The organism is Methylocella silvestris BL2 (assembly GCF_000021745.1).
GTDB classification, from domain to species: domain Bacteria; phylum Pseudomonadota; class Alphaproteobacteria; order Rhizobiales; family Beijerinckiaceae; genus Methylocapsa; species Methylocapsa silvestris.
In genome coordinates this window covers 3,012,913-3,031,478 of record NC_011666.1, presented here as the reverse complement: position 1 = coordinate 3,031,478, position 18,566 = coordinate 3,012,913, and the positions used below count along the sequence as shown (strand labels likewise).

General features: G+C 61.0%; 16 protein-coding genes. 14 read left to right on the top strand and 2 right to left on the bottom strand.

Features of this window, described 5'->3' with window-relative positions; genetic code table 11:
* Positions 1-595: 595 nt before the first annotated feature.
* Complete coding sequence (locus MSIL_RS14010) at positions 596-1,306, bottom strand: carbonic anhydrase (RefSeq protein WP_012591743.1); 711 nt, start codon at positions 1,304-1,306, stop codon at positions 596-598.
* 1,003 nt (positions 1,307-2,309) lie between these two features.
* Here MSIL_RS14010 and MSIL_RS14000 point away from each other — a divergent pair.
* The 12 genes from MSIL_RS14000 to hypE all read left to right on the top strand — a co-directional run bounded on the left by MSIL_RS14000 (position 2,310) and on the right by hypE (position 13,756).
* Positions 2,310-4,121, top strand: coding sequence for an NAD(P)H-dependent oxidoreductase subunit E (locus MSIL_RS14000; RefSeq protein WP_012591741.1), 1,812 nt, complete (start codon positions 2,310-2,312; stop codon positions 4,119-4,121).
* 1 nt (position 4,122) lies between these two features.
* Positions 4,123-4,845 (top strand): 2Fe-2S iron-sulfur cluster-binding protein, encoded by a 723-nt coding sequence (locus MSIL_RS13995; protein WP_012591740.1) that lies wholly within the window; start codon positions 4,123-4,125, stop codon positions 4,843-4,845.
* Between the two features lie 80 nt (positions 4,846-4,925).
* Positions 4,926-5,414, top strand: a complete 489-nt coding sequence (locus tag MSIL_RS13990) for an NADH-quinone oxidoreductase subunit B family protein (protein ID WP_148213093.1) — start codon at positions 4,926-4,928, stop codon at positions 5,412-5,414.
* 25 nt (positions 5,415-5,439) lie between these two features.
* Complete coding sequence (locus MSIL_RS13985) at positions 5,440-6,906, top strand: Ni/Fe hydrogenase subunit alpha (protein WP_012591738.1); 1,467 nt, start codon at positions 5,440-5,442, stop codon at positions 6,904-6,906.
* Positions 6,903-7,394 carry a hydrogenase maturation protease gene (locus tag MSIL_RS13980; RefSeq protein ID WP_012591737.1) on the top strand — a complete coding sequence of 164 codons (492 nt, stop codon included), beginning with the start codon at positions 6,903-6,905 and terminating at the stop codon, positions 7,392-7,394. The genes MSIL_RS13985 and MSIL_RS13980 overlap by 4 nt, the downstream gene beginning before the upstream one ends.
* Complete coding sequence (locus tag MSIL_RS13975; protein ID WP_012591736.1) at positions 7,391-7,804, top strand: response regulator; 414 nt, start codon at positions 7,391-7,393, stop codon at positions 7,802-7,804. Before MSIL_RS13980 ends, MSIL_RS13975 begins: the two co-directional genes overlap by 4 nt.
* Positions 7,797-8,138, top strand: coding sequence for a hydrogenase maturation nickel metallochaperone HypA (gene hypA / locus MSIL_RS13970; RefSeq protein ID WP_012591735.1), 342 nt, complete (start codon positions 7,797-7,799; stop codon positions 8,136-8,138). Before MSIL_RS13975 ends, hypA begins: the two co-directional genes overlap by 8 nt.
* Positions 8,138-9,019: a hydrogenase nickel incorporation protein HypB gene (gene hypB, locus MSIL_RS13965; protein WP_012591734.1), complete on the top strand. Its 882-nt coding sequence runs from the start codon at positions 8,138-8,140 to the stop codon at positions 9,017-9,019. The genes hypA and hypB overlap by 1 nt, the downstream gene beginning before the upstream one ends.
* Positions 9,020-9,032: 13 nt before the next feature.
* Positions 9,033-11,315 carry a carbamoyltransferase HypF gene (hypF, locus tag MSIL_RS13960; protein ID WP_012591733.1) on the top strand — a complete coding sequence of 761 codons (2,283 nt, stop codon included), beginning with the start codon at positions 9,033-9,035 and terminating at the stop codon, positions 11,313-11,315.
* Between the two features lie 4 nt (positions 11,316-11,319).
* The gene (locus tag MSIL_RS13955) at positions 11,320-11,568 is read left to right on the top strand and encodes a HypC/HybG/HupF family hydrogenase formation chaperone (protein WP_012591732.1); all 249 of its coding nucleotides are present in this window, start codon (positions 11,320-11,322) and stop codon (positions 11,566-11,568) included.
* Entirely contained in the window at positions 11,565-12,710 is a 1,146-nt protein-coding gene (gene hypD, locus MSIL_RS13950) for a hydrogenase formation protein HypD (RefSeq protein ID WP_012591731.1), read from the top strand. The genes MSIL_RS13955 and hypD overlap by 4 nt, the downstream gene beginning before the upstream one ends.
* Complete coding sequence (gene hypE, locus MSIL_RS13945) at positions 12,707-13,756, top strand: hydrogenase expression/formation protein HypE (protein WP_012591730.1); 1,050 nt, start codon at positions 12,707-12,709, stop codon at positions 13,754-13,756. The genes hypD and hypE overlap by 4 nt, the downstream gene beginning before the upstream one ends.
* Before the next feature lie 485 nt (positions 13,757-14,241).
* On the opposite strand, the gene MSIL_RS21365 is transcribed toward hypE, so the two are convergent.
* Positions 14,242-15,660: a hypothetical protein gene (locus MSIL_RS21365; protein WP_012591729.1), complete on the bottom strand. Its 1,419-nt coding sequence runs from the start codon at positions 15,658-15,660 to the stop codon at positions 14,242-14,244.
* 316 nt (positions 15,661-15,976) lie between these two features.
* Here MSIL_RS21365 and MSIL_RS20830 point away from each other — a divergent pair, with 316 nt between their 5' ends.
* Both MSIL_RS20830 and MSIL_RS13930 read left to right on the top strand, forming a co-directional pair.
* A complete protein-coding gene (locus MSIL_RS20830) occupies positions 15,977-16,840 on the top strand; it encodes a sulfotransferase domain-containing protein (protein ID WP_012591728.1) in 864 nt (287 codons plus the stop codon).
* 793 nt (positions 16,841-17,633) lie between these two features.
* Entirely contained in the window at positions 17,634-18,440 is an 807-nt protein-coding gene (locus tag MSIL_RS13930; protein WP_012591727.1) for an ABC transporter permease, read from the top strand.
* The last annotated feature ends 126 nt before the right edge of the window (positions 18,441-18,566 follow it).

Sequence of the window (18,566 nt, the reverse complement as noted above, 5' to 3'; positions counted from 1 at the left end):
AGCCAAACCTTGCGCTTCTCCCCCAGCGCTCAACAGTGCTGCGGCCCATGTCGCGTCTCGTATCGGGGGCACATTTAACAAACCATCCAATATCGGCGGGCGCACTGGTGCACACGGCGGCTAAATTCAGTCCGCATAATATTCGCAATGGGCGTCCTGTCATCGACGCTTACTCCACACCGAACATAACCTCCGCGGTAGGCGCCCTCCGGGGCGTGACGATACGCCGGGCATAGGTCAAAGCAGACCCAGTGGTTTTCTATCACCCGATGGTTGCTGAACGGGGTAGTGTCGATGCGGCAAACTTCGGCCAGGACATTTCGCTTTCCACTATTGGCGCGCAGCCGTTAGTCGTCCCATCGATGCCCTGCTAGGCCGCCGTGGCTACAGCTCGGGCGGCGTTATGCGTACCGTGACTATGCTTAGCCCGAGACGTATCTCTCCGGCGAGCGGGCTGTGGCAATTCCTGCCTTGGCCCGATCGCCCTCATATCGATGCATCTCGCGCCCGCCGCTCGCGTCGGCCGGACCTTCTATACATTCGCGGACGGCGAGACGGTATCGGGATGTCTGCGTAACGCGCCCCCACCCGGTCGTTAATCAAGCAGCGTCACGTTTCCTGTCGCCAGATCATACACGCCGCCGACTACGAGCAGCTTCCCTTTGGTCACGAGCTCGGAGAGGATCGGGGTCGCCTGCTTCAGTCGCTCGACGTTGTAGCGCACATTGGCGATCACCGCGCGGCCTTCGAGATTATCGCCAGCCTGCTTAAGCGCGGGCTCGACGCCGGGCTTCATTGCGCTGACGAGATCGGCGATATGGCCCGGCAAATCATTGCCGTTTTGAAGCGCCGCCACCGTGGCGTTGACGGCGCCGCAGCTTGTATGGCCGAGCACCAGAATCACCTTCGTGCCGAGCACGGCCGCCCCGAACTCCAGGCTTCCCAGCCCATCCGGCGTGACGAAATTGCCGGCGACGCGCACGACGAACAAATCGCCGGGGCCTTGATCGAACGCCAGCTCCGGCGCGACGCGGGAGTCGGCGCAGCCAAGGATAGCGGCGAAGGGCGCCTGGCCCTGCGCGCGGCTCGCCCGCCCTGCCGAAAAATCCCGCTGGCGGGGCTGGTTGGCGACATAGCGCGCGTTGCCTTCGATCAAAAGCTTCAGCGCCGCGTCCGGCGTGTCCGCGGCGGCCGCCGCAGGTTGAGCTTCGGCCACGCCGCCAAGCGGGGCGGCAGCTATTGCCGCGGCGCCGGCCAGCACCAGGCTACGGCGATTCAAACTGGTATCGGGGCAAATATTACACACCGCGTTTCCTCTCTCACGTCCTCGCGCGAAGTTTATTGTTGGCCCGCGCAGTTAACGATCAATCGCTTTTTGAATGAAGGAAATTCTTCAACTCTCTATGACGCAAACAGGACGTTTGGGGCGAGGAGCGTAATGCGGGCGGAGGTCCCCGACCTCAGGATTCGTGCAACGGACTGATTTAGGCGCAAATCCCTCCACCACGCCAAGGATATTGCGCGCGAACAAGCTTGAGCAGCGTCGAATCGTGTAAATCCACAACTATTGCGGGTGTGTAAATTTTCCGGCTGCTTCGTAAATCTAAAATGAAAATCAGAATCAGAATCGCTGAAACAAAAAGGAACCATGAGTTTTATGCGACGTTAGGATGCTGCTTTAACGATACTGCGTGGCTTAGATATTATCGATGAACCCGGAAGGGCGACTTTAATGTATATACTTTCGGTTGCTTCTTTCATCTTCGGAGTTATCCTAGGCTGTAATTTTAGAGCCTACATTCTCGCGCCTTCCTGCGCTGTCGTCGCGTTTGCCACGCTTGCGGTCGCCATATTCGTCGGAGAACGATTTTCTCACGCCGCAACATATGCCGCGCTCTTTCTGACGCTCCTGCAGTTTGGCTATCTGTTCGGCGTCATTGGCTGGTCGATCGCGGCGAAGCTTCAAAAGCGGCGGGCTGAACGAACGTCGCCCCCTCGGAAGGCGCCTGCAGCTTAAGCGCCCGCATCCTCCCGCCTCCCTGCTGGAACCTGAAATCGAAGCGTATTTGCGCTGACCGCTTGATTCAGTGTACCTCTTTCCCAGTGACGGCGGCGCTGCGAGCAGCGCGCATGGGACGTCCGCCCTTGCCAAAAGGTTGAAGATCGACCGTGCAACAGACGCATACCGTACTGTTCCAAAACATTCGGGTGCGTTCCGCCGAACTGCTGAACAAACGTCTAGCATTGGCGACCATGGGGCGCGCCGTTGTCGAGCGCGCGGTTTCGCGGCCAAGGTCCGGGATCGACCGATGAGCACGAACTGTGACGCAGCCGTGAAAGACATCGTCAAGGAGTTTGGCGCCGACCGGACCCGCCTTACAGATATTGCCCTCGCCGTCCAGCAGCGCTTTGGTTTCATCAGCGATGATGCTGTCCAGGCGATTGCAACGGGACTCGGCGTCCACGCCGTCGAAATCGAGGACATGGCGTCCTTCTATTCTTTCCTCGATCGCGCGCCTCGGGGTCGCTTCCGCATCCGTCTCTCCAAGACGCCGATCTCATTCATGAAGGGCGCGACAGACGTCGCGCGCGCATTTGAGGAAGCGCTTGGGCTCTCGCTTGGCGACACATCGGCCGACGGCCAGTTCACTCTCGAATGGACGAGCGACATTGGCATGGCCGACCAGGAGCCGTCGGCTCTGATCAATAGCACGGTCCTGACCGCGCTCACGCCGGAGGATGTCCCGCAGATCGTCGCGGCTCTCCGGCGGTGCGGACCCGATGATGGGCCGCCTCGATTTCCGCAGCATAAGCCGCAGGGCGCAATGCTTCCAAAAGCGGCAATCCGCTCGAGCCTCGTTCAGCCTGGGCCGTTGTTGTCCGGCCGGCCCGGTCGAGCAGACGGGATCAAGGCCGCCCTCGACCAGTCGCCCGAGCAGGTGATCGAAGAAATCAGCAATTCCAAGCTCCGGGGCCGTGGCGGAGCCGGTTTTCCGACCGGCATGAAATGGCGCCTCACGCGCAAGGCGGTCGGCGAGAATCGCTACGTGATCTGCAACGCTGACGAGGGCGAACCCGGAACATTCAAGGACCGGCTGCTGCTAACCGAATTCCCCGATCTCGTTTTCGACGGCATGACGATCGCCGGTTATGCGCTCGGCGCGCGGCGCGGAGTCGTCTATCTGCGCGGTGAGTATGCCTATTTGTGGGACCCGCTTCAGGAGGTCCTGAGAGATCGTCGGGCCCTTGGTCTGCTGGGCGCCGATATCTGCGGCCGCAGCGGGTTCGATTTCGACATCAGGATCCAGCTTGGCGCCGGCGCTTATATGTGCGGAGAGGAGTCGGCGCTGCTCGAATCCATGGAGGGGAAGCGCGGGGCGCCGCGAGACCGGCCGCCCTTTCCGACCGAGCGAGGATACCTGCGCCAGCCGACTGCCATCGATAATGTCGAGACCTTTGCCTGCGCGGCCCGCATCGTCGAGAAAGGGGCCGCCTGGTTCACGGGATTCGGGACGAAGGAATCGACCGGCACGAAGCTGATGAGCGTCTCGGGCGATTGCCAACGTCCTGGCGTCTACGAGGTCCCGTTCGGCATTACAGTCAACGAGCTTCTCGACCTGGTCGGCGCCCCGGACGCCGAATACGTCCAGATTAGCGGCCCATCCGGCCAGTCCGTGGCGCCGAAGGATTTCGGCCGGCGCATCGCCTATGAGGATCTGTCGACCGGCGGTTCGACCATGATCTTCGGTCCGAACCGCGACGTGCTGGATATCGTGCTGCAATTCGCGGATTTCTTCGTCCATGAATCATGCGGTTGGTGCGCTCCGTGCCGCGTCGGCGCCCCCCTGCTCAAGCAGGGGATGGAAAAGATTGTCGCCGGCCGCGCAACCCTTGCAGACATCGCTGCGACGGAAGCGCTCGCGAACACCGTCATGCGGATGAGCCGCTGCGGCCTCGGCCAGACGGCGCCGAACCCGATCCTGACCACCATGCTTAGCTTTCCCGAGCTCTACGAAGCAAGGCTCGCGCCTGTTCCCTTCGAGCCGCTCGTCCCCTTGCGCGACGCCTTGCGTGAAGCGGTCGAGATTCAGGGGCGCGAACCCGCGCCGCAGGAGCCCTAGAATGCGCGCAGAAACATTCAGCTTCACGATCGACGGAGTGGAAGTCGAGGCGTCGGCGGGCCAGTCGGTCATCCAGGCTTGCGACTTGGTGGGAATCTACATCCCGCGTCTCTGCTTTCATCCAGATCTCGAGCCCTCCGGGAACTGCCGCGTCTGCACCTGCAAGATCAACGGCCGCAACAGCGCCGCCTGCGTAACGCCGGCGGCTCATGGCATGGTGATCGAGAACGACACGCCGCTTCTTACCGCCGACCGGCGCGCCATCATCGAAATGCTATTTGTAGAGGGCAATCATCCTTGCCCCTACTGCGTCGCGAGCGGGGACTGCGAGTTGCAGGCGCTCGGCTATCGTCTCGGGATGGTCGCGCCGCCCCAGCCTTACCAATGGCCGGGACGGAAGATCGACGCCACGCACCCCGACATCTACCTCGATCACGATCGCTGCATCCTCTGTTCGCGCTGCATCAGCGCCTCGCGGATGGAGGACGGCAAAACCGTGTTCGGCTTCGAAGGCCGCGGCATCGCCATGCGGCTGAACGTTGACGCGAAAGGCGGCCTCGGCGACACCCAGATGGCGGCCATCGACAAGGCGGCGAGAGTCTGTCCGGTCGCCTGCATCGTTATCAAGCGCGACAACTACCGGGTTCCGAACGGCAGCCGCCGCTTCGACAAATCGCCGATCGGCAGCGACATCGAGGCGAAGCGAAAGCAGGTCAAAGCATGAAGGTCCCCTCGGCCGAAAGCCACGCCTCGGCAAAACCGAGGCTAGCCACCTGCTCCCTGACGGGCTGTTTCGGATGCCACATGTCGCTCCTCGACATCGACGAGCGCATCCTCGAGTTGATCGATCTCGTCGATCTCGACGTCTCGCCCTTCGACGACAAAAAGTCGTTCGACCGGCCGGTCGACGTCGGTTTCGTCGAGGGCGGATGCTCGAACGAATACAACGTCAAGGAACTCATAGAATTCCGAAAGCATTGCCGCATCCTGGTGTCAGTCGGCGCCTGCGCGATCAACGGCGGCGTGCCGGCGATGCGCAACACGGTCGGACTCCGCGAGTGCCTGGAGGCGGTCTATCTCCATGGGGTCTCCCTCGAAGGCGGCGGCATGATCCCGAACGACGAAGATCTGCCGCTGCTCCTGGATCGCGTCTACCCGTCGCATGAGGTGGTGAAGATCGACTATTTCCTGCCGGGTTGCCCGCCCTCCGGCGACGCCATCTGGGCGGCGCTCAAGGCCCTGCTCACCGGGACGGAGCCGGCGCTGTCCTACCAACTGCTGAAATACGAATGACGCACGACATTCCGGGACATAAGCTATGAGCGACGCTCAGGCCGGCCCGGCGCCGGTGAGCCGGGGGCCGCGCAAGATCGTCATCGATCCGGTCACCCGCGTCGAAGGTCACGGCAAGGTCACCATCAGGCTCAACGAGGCCGGCGAGGTCGAACAGGCCCGGTTCCACATCGTGGAGTTTCGCGGCTTCGAGCGGTTCATTCAGGGGCGGCTGTACTGGGAAGTTCCGGTCATCGTCCAGCGTCTCTGCGGCATCTGCCCGGTGAGCCATCATCTTGGCGCCGGCAAAGCGATGGACGCGATCGCCGGAGTGGACCGGCTGACGCCCACCGCGGAAAAGATGCGGCGACTGATGCATTACGGCCAGGTGCTGCAGTCGAATGCTCTGAATTTCTTCCATCTGGCGTCGCCCGACCTCCTGCTCGGGTTCGAGGCGCCGGTCGCGCAGCGCAATATTATCGGCGTGATCGAAGCCTTCCCGGAAGTCGGCAAATGGGCGATCTTCATCCGAAAATTCGGGCAGCAGGTCATCGCCGCTACCGGCGGCCGCCGTATCCATCCGCGGCTGTGCATCCCCGGCGGCGTCAACCAGAACCTCACGGTGGAGAACCGGGACGCGCTCAGGAAGGACATCGATCCGATCATCCAGTGGTGCGGTGAGGCTCTGGAGCTGCACAAATCCTTTATCCGCTCCCATGAGACGCTGCACGAAACATTCGCCAGCTTCCCGTCGAGCTACATGAGCCTCGTCGGGGCGGACGGCGGAATGGATCTCTACGACGGCGCGCTCCGCGCCATCGATGCAGGGGGGAAGCCGATCTTCGACGGCGTCCCCCCGGTCGATTACCGCGACTATCTCATCGAGGAAGTCCGATCCTGGAGTTATATGAAGTTTCCTCACATCCGCTCGCTCGGACGCGAAGACGGATGGTATCGCGTCGGACCCCTGGCCCAGCTCAATTGCTGCGCCTTCATCGGCACGCCCATCGCTGAGGCGGCCCGCAAGGACTTCATGGCGCTCGGGCATGGCGGTCCGGTCCACGCCACCCTAGCCTATCACTGGGCGCGCCTGATCGTCATGATCCACTGCGCCGAAACGATCAAGAACCTGCTGTTCGACGACGATCTTCAGGGGACCGACCTCGTCGTCAGCGGCGAGCGGCGCTCCGAAGGCGTTGCGATCATCGAGGCGCCGCGCGGGACATTGCTTCACCACTACGCGGTCGATGATAACGATCAGGTGACCGCGGCAAACCTGATCGTCTCCACCACGCACAACAACGAGGCGATGAACCGCTCGGTGACGAAAGTCGCTGTCGACGATCTCACCGGACATGAGATCACCGAAGGCCTTCTGAACCACATTGAGGTGGCGATCCGGGCCTACGACCCGTGCCTCTCCTGCGCCACGCACGCGCTGGGCGAGATGCCGCTTATCGTCACGCTGGAAGACGCCGACGGTGCGATCATCGCGACCAGGGTGAAGCAATGAGCATCTCCGGCCCGAAAGCGGCGCCCTCCTCCCCGCCGCGAATACTCGTCCTCGGCTACGGGAACCCCGGACGCCAGGACGATGGGCTGGGACCGGCCGCAGCGGCCGGGATCAACGGGCTCGGGTGGCCCAACATCACCGCCTACGACAATTACCAGCTCAATATCGAAGATGCGCTGGACGTCGCGGAACATGACATCGTGTGGTTTGTCGACTCGGCCAAGGCCGGCCCGTCGCCCTATGACGTGCGCGATCTGTCGGCGGCTCCGTCGATCGAGTTCACCAGCCACATCATGCGGCCGGAGGCTATTTTGGCCATCGCCCGCCAGTACTACGGAAAGTCGCCACAGGCCTTCCTGCTGGCCATTCGCGGCTATCAGTTCGAGTTTGTTGAAGAACTCACGACGGGCGCCGTCGAGAATCTTCGCGTCGCCTTGAGCATGCTGACCGCCAAGATCCGCGCCTTATGCCAGCCGGCGGCGCAATGAATATCGGCCTCGGCGACCGGCGCCGGACAATTCTTCTGATCGATGCGGACGCGCACGCCAGAGCGACCCTGCGAAAAGCGCTGGAGGCCGCGGGTTTCTCGGTGGGAGAGGCGGCAAACAATCGTGAGGGCGAACGGACCGCCTTGCGGATCATGCCCGATGCGATTCTCGCTGAGTTGATGACAGACCTCGCCGATACCGGAACGATGATTTCCGAGAGGCTCAAGGCAAGCGGCAGCAGGATCCCCTGCTACATCGTCAGCACGGCCAGCGACGCGCTGATGGGCTCCGTGGGACTCCATGAGATCGGCATATCCGGCGTGTTCCTGAAGCCGGTCGAACCCGCAATCGTGATCCAGACGCTCAAGACGCGGCTCGGAGTGCGGCAGGGAGACAGTGAACGTGCATGAGATATCTCTCATCGAGAGCGTCGTCGCCTTGGTCGAGGACGAGCGGCGCAAGCAGGATTTCTCTCGCGTCCGCATGATCCGGCTCAGGCTCGGCGCGCTTGGGCATGCCGAGCCGGAAGCGCTGCGCTTCTGCTTCGACGCGGTCACGCGCGGCACCATCGCGGAGGGGGCCCGGCTGGATATCGATATCGTACTCGGAGAGGGCTGGTGTTCAAGCTGCTCCCGGACTGTGCCGCTTGAAGAACGCTTCGCGGCGTGCCCGATCTGTGGGAACGCTCCGGTCCAAATGACGGCAGGCGATGAATTGCGCGTGGCCGAGATGGAGGTTGAGTGATGTGTACGGTATGCGGCTGCGGAACGGCGGTCATCGCCGAAAAGACGGCTCCCGAACAGCCGGACGTCGCTCACAACGGACCCGCGCTCGATCACGGGCATGCGCGTCCGCATGTCCACGGCGACCACAGCCACGGGCGCGCTGAGGGCGCGATCGATTTCGGCGGCGGTCTCGCCGGCCTGCATGTCCCCGGCATGAGCCAGGAGCGCACGATCAGCATCGAGCGTGACATCCTGTCGAAGAACAATGTCTTCGCCACAGCCAACCGCGCGCGTTTGCGGAACGCCGGCGCCTTCGCGCTCAATTTCGTTTCGAGCCCAGGCTCCGGCAAGACGTCGCTACTCGTTCGGACGATCACGGACCTGAAGCATCGCTGGCCGATCGCCGTCATCGAGGGCGATCAGCAAACCTCGCGCGACGCCGATCGGATCCGCGCCACAGGCGCCCCGGCCGTGCAGGTCAACACCGGCAAAGGCTGCCATCTCGACGCCCATATGGTCGGCCATGCCCTCGATCATCTGCCGCTTGAGCCGGGCAGTCTGCTGTTCATCGAGAATGTCGGCAATCTCGTCTGCCCGGCCGCCTTCGACCTCGGGGAAGAGCAAAAGGTGGTGGTTCTGTCCGTGACCGAAGGCGAGGACAAGCCACTCAAATATCCGGACATGTTCGCAGCGGCCGATCTCATGCTGCTGAACAAGGCCGATCTGCTGCCGCATCTGGAGTTCGACGTCGGCGCCTGTATCGAGGCTGCCTTGCGCGTGAACCCACGGATGCAGGTCTTAATCGTATCCGCGCGCACCGGCGAGGGCCTCCCTGAGTTCTATGCGTGGATCGAATCGCGCGCATCCGCAGCGGCGGCCGCCGCGACCCAGCAGGCATGAGGAATTTGCGGCGATGAGCTTGGCGGAGGCGCACAATGGGAGAGAGCGCTTGCGCATCCGCGTGAGAGGCGCGGTTCAGGGCGTCGGGTTTCGTCCGTTCGTGCATGGCCTGGCGGCGCGCTTTCGTCTTTCCGGCTTCGTCCTCAACGACGAAGACGGCGTGCTGGCGGAAGTCGAAGGCGCGGCTCTCGACGGTTTCCTGGCGGCGCTACAAAACGAGAGCCCGCCGCTCGCACATATCGACGCCGTCGACGTGACGCCCATGCCCCGCGGCGGACAGCAGGGCTTCGCGATTCGAGAAAGCGTCGGGCGAGACGCCGGGCGGACAAGAATGGTTGCCGACGCCGCGACATGCCGATCCTGTCTAGACGAGCTATTCGATCCGGCGAGCCGCTTCCATCTCTACCCGTTCGTGACCTGCACACATTGCGGGCCACGTTTCACCATTACGCGGCATTTGCCCTACGACCGCCGCAACACCTCGATGGCGGGTTTCGGCCTCTGTCAGGATTGCGCAGCCGACTATGCCGATCCCGCCAGCCGCCGTTTCCATGCCGAGACGATCGCCTGTCCGGTCTGCGGCCCGCGCCTGAGCCATCCGGTCGAGGAGATCGCGGTCGCCCTCCGTCATGGACAAATCGTCGCCCTCAAAGGAATCGGCGGCTTCCATCTCCTATGCGACGCAACGAATGAGCGGGCGGTTGCAACGCTGCGCCGCCGCAAGCGTCGCCCGGCGAAACCCTTTGCGGTCATGGTCGCGAACGAGGCCTCGGTTGAGCATATCGCGACGCCGAGCCTCGGCGAACGGGCGCTCCTTCGCCAGCTTGCTCGCCCCGCCGTTCTGATGCGAGCCCGCGCGGGATTGGCGCCCTCCGTTGCCCCGGGGCTGGATCGCGTCGCTGTGATGCTGCCGTCCGCGCCCGTGCATCATTTGCTGTTCCACGCCTTGGCGGGAGAGCCGAAAGGCGCCGCTTGGCTGGATCAGCTTCAGCCTGTGGCTCTTGTCGCCACCAGCGCGAACGTTGCCGGCGAACCACTGATCATCGCCGACGCCGAGGCACTTCAAGCTCTGGCTGGCGTCGCCGACATGATCGTCACGCATGACCGGCCGATCCTCATGCGGGCGGACGATTCCGTGATGGCCGTGATAGACGGCGGTCCGGCCTATGTCCGGCGATCGCGCGGCTTCGCGCCCGAACCCATCGATCTCGGTCAGGATGGTCCGGCGGTGATCGCCGTCGGCGGGCACCTCAAGGCGACGCTCTGCGTCACGCGCGGGCGCGAGGCGTTCGTGTCGCAGCATGTTGGCGATCTCAACACGGCGGCCGCGATCCGCTTCTATGAAGAGACCGCGCGACGCATGCTGACGATGCTGGATGTCGCGCCGCAGCTTGTCGCCTGCGACCTTCATCCGGACTATCGCTCCACTCGGTTCGCGGAGGCGATGGATCTGCCCATCCTGCGCCTTCAGCATCATGCCGCCCATCTCGCCGCCGTCGCCGCCGAACATCATCTGCGCGGACCGATCTTGGGGCTGGCGCTCGACGGGCATGGGTACGGCGATGACGGAAGCGCATGGGGCGGCGAGCTGATGCTGTTGGAGGGCGCCGGTTGGCGCAGGCTCGGCCATCTCCGGCCGCTTGCTCTGCCCGGAGGCGACCGCGCCGCCGGAGAGCCCTGGCGCATGGGCGTTGCGGCTTTGACGGCGTTGGGTCGCGGCGCGGAAGCCGTCTGGCGATTCCCGGGAAACGCGCTCGCCGGGCGTCTGGCGGCAATGTTGGCCGCCAACGTTCAAGGGCCGACGACGACCAGCATGGGACGGCTGTTCGACGCCGCCGCCGCGCTGCTGGGCGTGTGCGCAGAGCAGAGTTACGAAGGCCAGGCAGCTATGCAGCTCGAGGCCCTCGTGCGCATCCCAAGATGCCTGCGCGGCGGCTATCGCATCACCGGCGACATCCTCGATTTCACGCCTCTCCTTGCCAGCCTTCTCGAGCCCGGTCTGCAGGCGCGCGAGGGGGCGGAGCTCTTTCACGGCACGCTGGTCGCGGGCCTCGCCGAGTGGATCGGCCAAGGCGTCGCGCGATTGGGCCGGCCCGATGTCGTGCTCGGCGGCGGCTGCCTGGCGAACCGTGTCCTGGCGGAAGGACTGACATCGGCGCTCCGCGCGCGCAACCTCGTCGCGTGGCTCCCGCGCGCCGCGCCGGCGAATGACGGCGGACTCTCGCTCGGACAGGCTGCGATGGCGCGGGCGCATCTGATCGCCGAACGCATGCCATATCGGTCGTCCACGAGGTAATCCCATGTGTCTTGCCATTCCGATCCGCGTCGAAGAGCTTCTCCCTGACGATATGGCGCGCGTCACGCTGAGCGGCGTTTCGAAGATCGTCTCCATCGCCCTTTTGGAAGACGTCCAGATCGGCGACTACCTCCTGATCCATGTCGGCTATGCGCTCGCCAGGCTCGATCCCGACGAGGCGGAGCGCACCCTCGCCATGATGCGCGAGGCCGCCGTTCCCGCTCTGGCGGAAGTGAAGGGATCCCGGCCGTGAAACATATTGACGAGTACCGCGACGGAAGGCTCGCGCGCTCCATCGCCGAGGCCATCGCAACCGAGGCCGTTCGCGGCCGCCCCTATCGGTTCATGGAGTTCTGCGGCGGCCACACCCATGCCATCTCGCGCTACGGGATCGAGGATCTCCTTCCGCCGAACGTGCAGATGGTGCACGGACCGGGATGTCCCGTTTGCGTGCTGCCGACGGGACGTATCGACGACGCGATCCGACTCGCCATGCGGCCGGAGGCGACGCTGTGCACCTACGCCGATCTGATGCGCGCGCCCGCCTCCGCAGGCGCCAATCTGCTGAAGGCCAAGGCCGCTGGCGCCGACATCCGCATGGTCTATTCCACTCTCGACGCGATCCGCATCGCCGAGACGGAGCCTGACCGTGAAGTCGTATTCTTTGCGATAGGGTTCGAGACGACGACGCCGCCGACTGCAGTCGCCATCCGGCTGGCGCGCAAGAAGCGATTGTCGAATTTCAGCGTGTTCTGCAACCACGTCCTCACCCCGCCGGCGATGCGGGCAATCCTCGGCTCGCCGGACGCTCGCGCCGTGCGGGTCGATGGCGTCATCGGCCCCGCGCATGTGAGCACGGTCACAGGAACCACGCCATATGTGAGTCTCGCCGCGGAATTTTCGAAGCCGGTTGTCGTCGCCGGCTTCGAACCGCTCGATGTGGTTCAGGCGATCCTGATGCTGGTTCGCCAGGTCAACGAAGGCCGGCGCGACGTGGAGAACCAGTATTTCCGCCTGGTGACCGCGGCGGGCAACCGGATCGCGCAGCGTGAGATGGCGGACATCTTCGAAGTGCGTCCATCGTTCGCGTGGCGCGGGTTGGGCGAACTCCCCCTGAGCGCGCTGCGTCTGCGCGAAACCTACGCCGATCTGGACGCCGAACCGCGCTTCGCGATCGAGACCATCCCTGCGGCAGACAATCCGGCCTGCGAATGCGGCGACATTCTCCGCGGCCTCAAGAAGCCGGCCGAATGCAAACTATTCGGAACGCTCTGCTCCCCCGAGACGCCGATGGGGTCCTGCATGGTGTCGCCCGAGGGCGCCTGCGCGGCGCATTGGACCTACGGTCGTTTTCGGGCCAATGCCAGGGCCGCCGCGGAAAAGGCTGTCGCTTGAGAGCGCCAAGGCTCCGGACCCGCAAGCTGGATCTCCAGAATGGTCGCGTCGACCTTTCCCACGGCGCCGGCGGCCGGGCGATGGCCCAGCTCATCGACGAGATCTTCCGCGAGGCGTTCGACAATCCGATGCTCGATCAAGGCAACGACCAGGCTGCGTTCGACGTCCCGGCCGGCCGCATGGTGATGTCGACGGACGGCTACGTGATCTCGCCGCTTTTCTTTCCCGGCGGCGATATCGGATCGCTGGCTGTGCATGGCACGATAAACGACATCGCGATGGCCGGCGCACGCCCCCTGCATCTGGCCGCCAGCTATATCATCGAGGAGGGCTTTCCGCTCGCGGACCTTCAGCGGATCGCGGGTAGCATGGGGTGCGCTGCGCGCGACGCCGGCGTGGCGATCGTGACCGGCGACACCAAGGTGGTCGAGCGTGGAAAAGGCGACGGCGTCTTCATCGCGACGACCGGCATCGGCGTCGTCCCGCCGGGCCTCCATCTCTCGGGCGAGCGCGCCCGCCCGGGCGACCGGGTGATCATTTCCGGCTACATCGGCGATCACGGCGTCGCGGTCATGTCGACAAGGCGCGATCTCGGATTCGAGACGGAACTCCTCTCGGACAGCGCCGCCTTGCACGGGCTGGTCGCCGAAATGGCGCGCGTCGCGGGTTCCTCGCTCCGGCTCTTGCGCGACCCAACGCGCGGCGGCCTGGCCACGACCCTCAACGAGATCGCCCAGCAATCGGGCGTCGGATTCCTCATCGATGAGGGCGCGATCCCCGTTCGGGCGGAGGTCGCCGCCGCCTGCGAACTCCTCGGATTGGACCCGCTCTATGTCGCCAATGAGGGCAAGCTGGTCGCCATCGTGGCGCCGGACGCCGCGGAGACCCTCGTTGCCGCGATGCGCGCGCATCCCCTCGGCCGCGACGCGGCTCTGATCGGAGAAGCGACCGCCGACGAACAGCGCTTCGTACAGATGACGACTTCGTTCGGAGGCGGCCGGATTGCGGATTGGCTGATGGGCGAGCAATTGCCCCGGATCTGCTGAGAAGGACGCGCGCCTCCCTGCGATGATGACGTCATCGATGGCTCTTTTCCTTTCCTCTAATAGAATACGCTGCGATTGATCGAATCCTTCGGCGCCCATGGTGCGATCATCCCGCGCGTCGCGAGCGGATGCCGCAGGCTTTGACCGCGCACGCCGAAAAGGGATATGAGAGCAACTCCATCAGCCGGCAGGCCGAAGAACACGGCGCCATGCCGGCCATTCCGCCGAAAGCGAACTGCAATTGGAAGAACAGCTTCTCGCCGCTACTCTATCGCAACCGAAACGCCACCGGGCCGCGAGCGAGCAGGAACCTCCGACGTCCTGAAGCGGCGCGAGGACTCAACCCGCTTCGCCTTCGTCAACGAGACCTGGACCCCGACCATATGGCGCGCCGTTATGGCAGCTAACGGCGCAGGGGGCGCCTGCCCGTCGACGCGCCCCATGGTACTGGAAGACCACGACCTTCGTCGCCGCTATCCTCGGCTTTAGTTACCCATGCAATGATAGGTGTATCTTTCGGAAGATGCCGCTGCATGTGACCATTGTAGGGTCGTCGGAGTCGTTGCCATACTCGTCGTCCCAACCGTCCCGTGATCTTGAAGAACACAATCTGGCGCATATTTATATGCAGAGAAGAAAATAACTGCACAACTTGTCGCGCCGGCTCCTTCGGTGACGGTGCCGTGCACGTCGTTGGAGCCTACGGAAAGCGACGCCCCAGCCCCGCATCCCGAAAGGGTGGGTCCGTTACCATTTGAAGAAAGATGGCCGGAAAGGATCAGAGAACCGGCATCCGACAACGCTACACGTTGGTCTCCACCTGCGGCGTAACGCAACGCACCGTCTGAATGTTTCAACGTGGCGTCGAATCCGTCGAATCCGATTGCTTGATTGTCCGCCATCGCCATCGCGTACATCGTGGCGGCCGATTGCGTGTCAATGACGCCGCTCGCATATGAGCCATCAGCCTTGATGGCGTAAGGCGCGCTTGCCGTCAATTGCAGAGATGCGAGCGTTTGCTTTCCAGTCGCATGATAGCCGACAGATTGTGCAATGCCATTTGTGGAGACGCCTCCTGCTTGCTGAATGCCGACATAAGCATAACTACTCTCGTTCAATCCATAATCAACTGCAAATCCAGGGAGCATCGCCAACCCCCAATGATACAATCCTGGCGACGCTGCTCCCCCGCCAAGGATGCCGACGGTCGCAAGATGGCTTGAAATCCCAGCCATAAACAAACCATAGAGTTGGCACGCTCCCGGACGGGCCGCAGGACAGTCGCGATCGAAATTGGCCAGATCAATCTCGGTATTCACACCAAAACCACCGGCGGATATTCCACCTAATGAGGGCATACTACCTGGCCAGATCGTCAGCGCGCTCGCGGCGTTCCAATGATGGCCGGCTCCGGCATACATGTCGCCATCTATTCCGAAGGCGACTTTCTGATCGTTGATGCCCCCGGATTGCCAAGTCCACAATATCGACCCGTCGGAGCACGTACCGCTCTTGCAATTCGGAGCCGTTCCGCCAGATATGCCACCTTGAGCCGAGAAATAAATCTGATCACTTCCCGATGCCGCGCTGTGAACGTAACTGTCGGCGGGATATGCCGTCGTACTTATCCACGCCGGGGCTGAACCTGTTGCATTATGCAACGTTACGAAGTTCGTATATTCTCCTATTAAGGGTCCTTGCGTTGTTGTTAGCCGTTGAAAACCAGCGGCGCGCAGCGTGTCGCCTCCAATGCATCCGCCATCGGGACAAAGGGAATAAATAGCCCCGACGCTGGAAAACCCCATGTAGTTTGGAGGATATGCGGAGTGGAGATCGACAATGCTTTGCGCTTGGCAAGCGAGCGCAATTGTCAGAAAAGAGATCAAGATGATTAGCTGTTTCATGCGTCTCTCCATCTGACAGGCCAAGACGCTCATCCGTCAAGCCATGTTGTGCGAGGCGAGCTATAATTATATCGGTATATGAACGATTGGCGTACGGTACAGCTGTAGGGTGAGTTCTGTCCTGCGATGCTTCGTTTGTTGGGCTTTTGGGCATGCGGGCCACCAAGATAGTCCTCAATCCCAATTCGGAGCGAGACGAGGTAGATGACTTGACGCGAGAGCTTTAAAAATACCATAAAATAAGACAACTGTTACACTCGAGCCGCTGGGTTCGGGATATTGATTCGGATTATCTTTTCCTCAAGCAAGGTCAGCCATGAAGGCGCTCGATAATCTCTGGCTGAACGTCGGAGCAATGAAGTCTGGAACCAGCTGGCTAGCAAGACAGTTTGAGGATCATCCAGATGTTTTTTTGACCCCAATTAAAGAAATCCATTACTTCGCTCATGTCCATTCGCCCGTCAAATTCCTCGATAGGAATGGCCGAGTAGAAGCTCTCAAAACCTATATAAACTGGGTAAGCACAGACTTGCATCCCGATATATTGAAATTTAACCTGCGATGGTTTGAATCGTATCTGGATGAGCCAGTCGATGATATCTGGTTTAGAAACTTGTATAAGGATCGTGGAGCGAAGAGATATTGTGCTGAATTCAGCAACATTACTGCAGTACTTGACGAAACTGCGTGGGCGCATATCAAAAATATAAGTGATAATGTAAAAGTTACTTACACGATGCGAGATCCTTTTGTCCGCCTGTGGAGCCACACTCGTTTTCAGGCACAAATCAACGGGGTTTTTCATCAAATTCCGACGTGGCGCGAAACTGAATATCGCGCTTTTTTCGATTCGGGAGACTTGCTCCAACATAGTTGTTATTCTCATACAATATCCAAATTGCGACACAATCTTGAACCGCATCAATATAGATTAATATACTTTGAGGACTTTCGTGACAATCCGCTAAAAGAACTTCGCGGCGTGGAGCAGTTCTTATCGATCGAGCAAAAGGACTATTTCAATCTGGAATTTCACAATCCATCTCTTCCGCTGGGAATACCGGGGCAGTTCCTGCTCGCAGCTCAGAGAGCAATCGGCAGCGAATTTGATTCGCTTGACCATTTGGGCGCTAGGATACCAACCAGTTGGACGCTGCCCGAGAGAGTATCTAAGGAATAACTCGATCTTTTTGATAAAAAAAACGCGTCCATCGCGTGACGATGCGATGACGCAGTACGGCGATTTAGGGAACGGTGCTGCATAGCCGCCACGGAACATTTCGCGCGATCTCTGACCATACACAGCGGCCCGGCCAATGGACGCCTCGAAAACGGCGCTCTTCGGCGGCGTCATCATCCGATGCGGCAAAGGGGATGGGAAATCGCGACGGTTCGTCAGCAGCATTTTTGGACTGGAAGCCGCTGAGGGGTTTCCCAAGCTCTCGGAGAGCGGCGATCCGCCTATCGGCGCTGAAAGAGTTGGACGCCGCAAACGCCTCTCGCCGAATTGAGCCGAGCGGATTCATCAATCCGTGGCAGCCTAAACTACGCAGTGTAGGTCTGTTCGTGCAATCGATTGGCCTGGTTTGAGCGTGGCTCAAGACCGGAAACTTCCAACCGCCGATTTCTCGGCGGTGATAGATACGTCTTACGTGTCCGGCGCAGTCCGGGTCCCGTGTTTTCCGACCGCCTTTGCTTGGTCAGGGCGGCCATGCAGCGGCGATCGGCATTGGTCGATCCCGTGTCGATGTACAAGATCCTCGTCCTTTAGGCAGCGGTCAATCTGTCCGACAATCCCACGGAGTGTTCTCAACGATCGATTCTTGCTCATAGGATCACTCTTTTGTCCGCAATCTGCTAATACGATAGCGTATGGGACGGAGGCGCTGGGGTGGTCATCTCGCGGGGCGCGTTCGATACTTTTTCCCCGCGGATGGAGGTATGAGCGTCGGCTCGCTCTATAAGGTGGAACTATGAATTCAAACGAGATCATCGAACCAACAAGGGTAGAGCCGGCCACTTCTTTAGCAATCACGCTCGCGGTCATTAACGCTATACTTTTGCGTGATATACGCGTTCGAGCGGGTCCTTATTATACCGGATTTTTAATTATCCTGTTTATGCCGCTTGCTCATCTCGTCGCCTTACTCGTAATATTTAAAATATTCAACAAAATCGCCCCTGTCGGTAGCGACCAAGTCATGTATTTTGGGATTTCTATTCTTCCGTTTGTCATTTATTTATATCTTTCTCGTCGAATCATCAATGCGATCAGCGAAAATCGACCGCTTCTTTACTTTAGTCGGGTCAAAATATTTGATATCTTGTTTGCTCGCGGTATTCTGGAAGGCGGAAACTCAATTGCGGTATTTCTTTCGCTTTTGACGATTTTGGTTGTTTTCTCGAACGGATTTGCGCCACGAGACGCGGCGGGAATTGTGTTTGCCGTTGCAGCGACGATCTATTTTAGTTTTAGCATCGGCGTTATCAACGCGCTGATTGTGATCGTAATTCCGGCGTGGGCGTGGGCGAATGCGCTGACCATCCCCCTCATATGGATTTCGTCAGGGGTCATCTTCTTTCCGCCGGCTATCCCTGAGCCCTATAATCATTGGATCGCGCTCAATCCATTACTTCAATGCGGCGAATGGCTTCGCTATTCTTACTATGACGATTATCCAGACGCATTGCTGAATGTGCCATATCTGTTCATATTTTCTACGGGGTGTCTCGCATTGGGACTCATTTCGGAAAAGATGGCGAGGCGGATCATGCGGTAGAAATTGGAAATTTTTGGCGTACCGTCCGCAAACAGTACCGAGAGCGCGAAGTTGATATGGCTGCAGGCTCAATTTCAATAGACGAGCAAACACGACAGCAGAAACCCTGTTCTCTAAGGCGAGGAC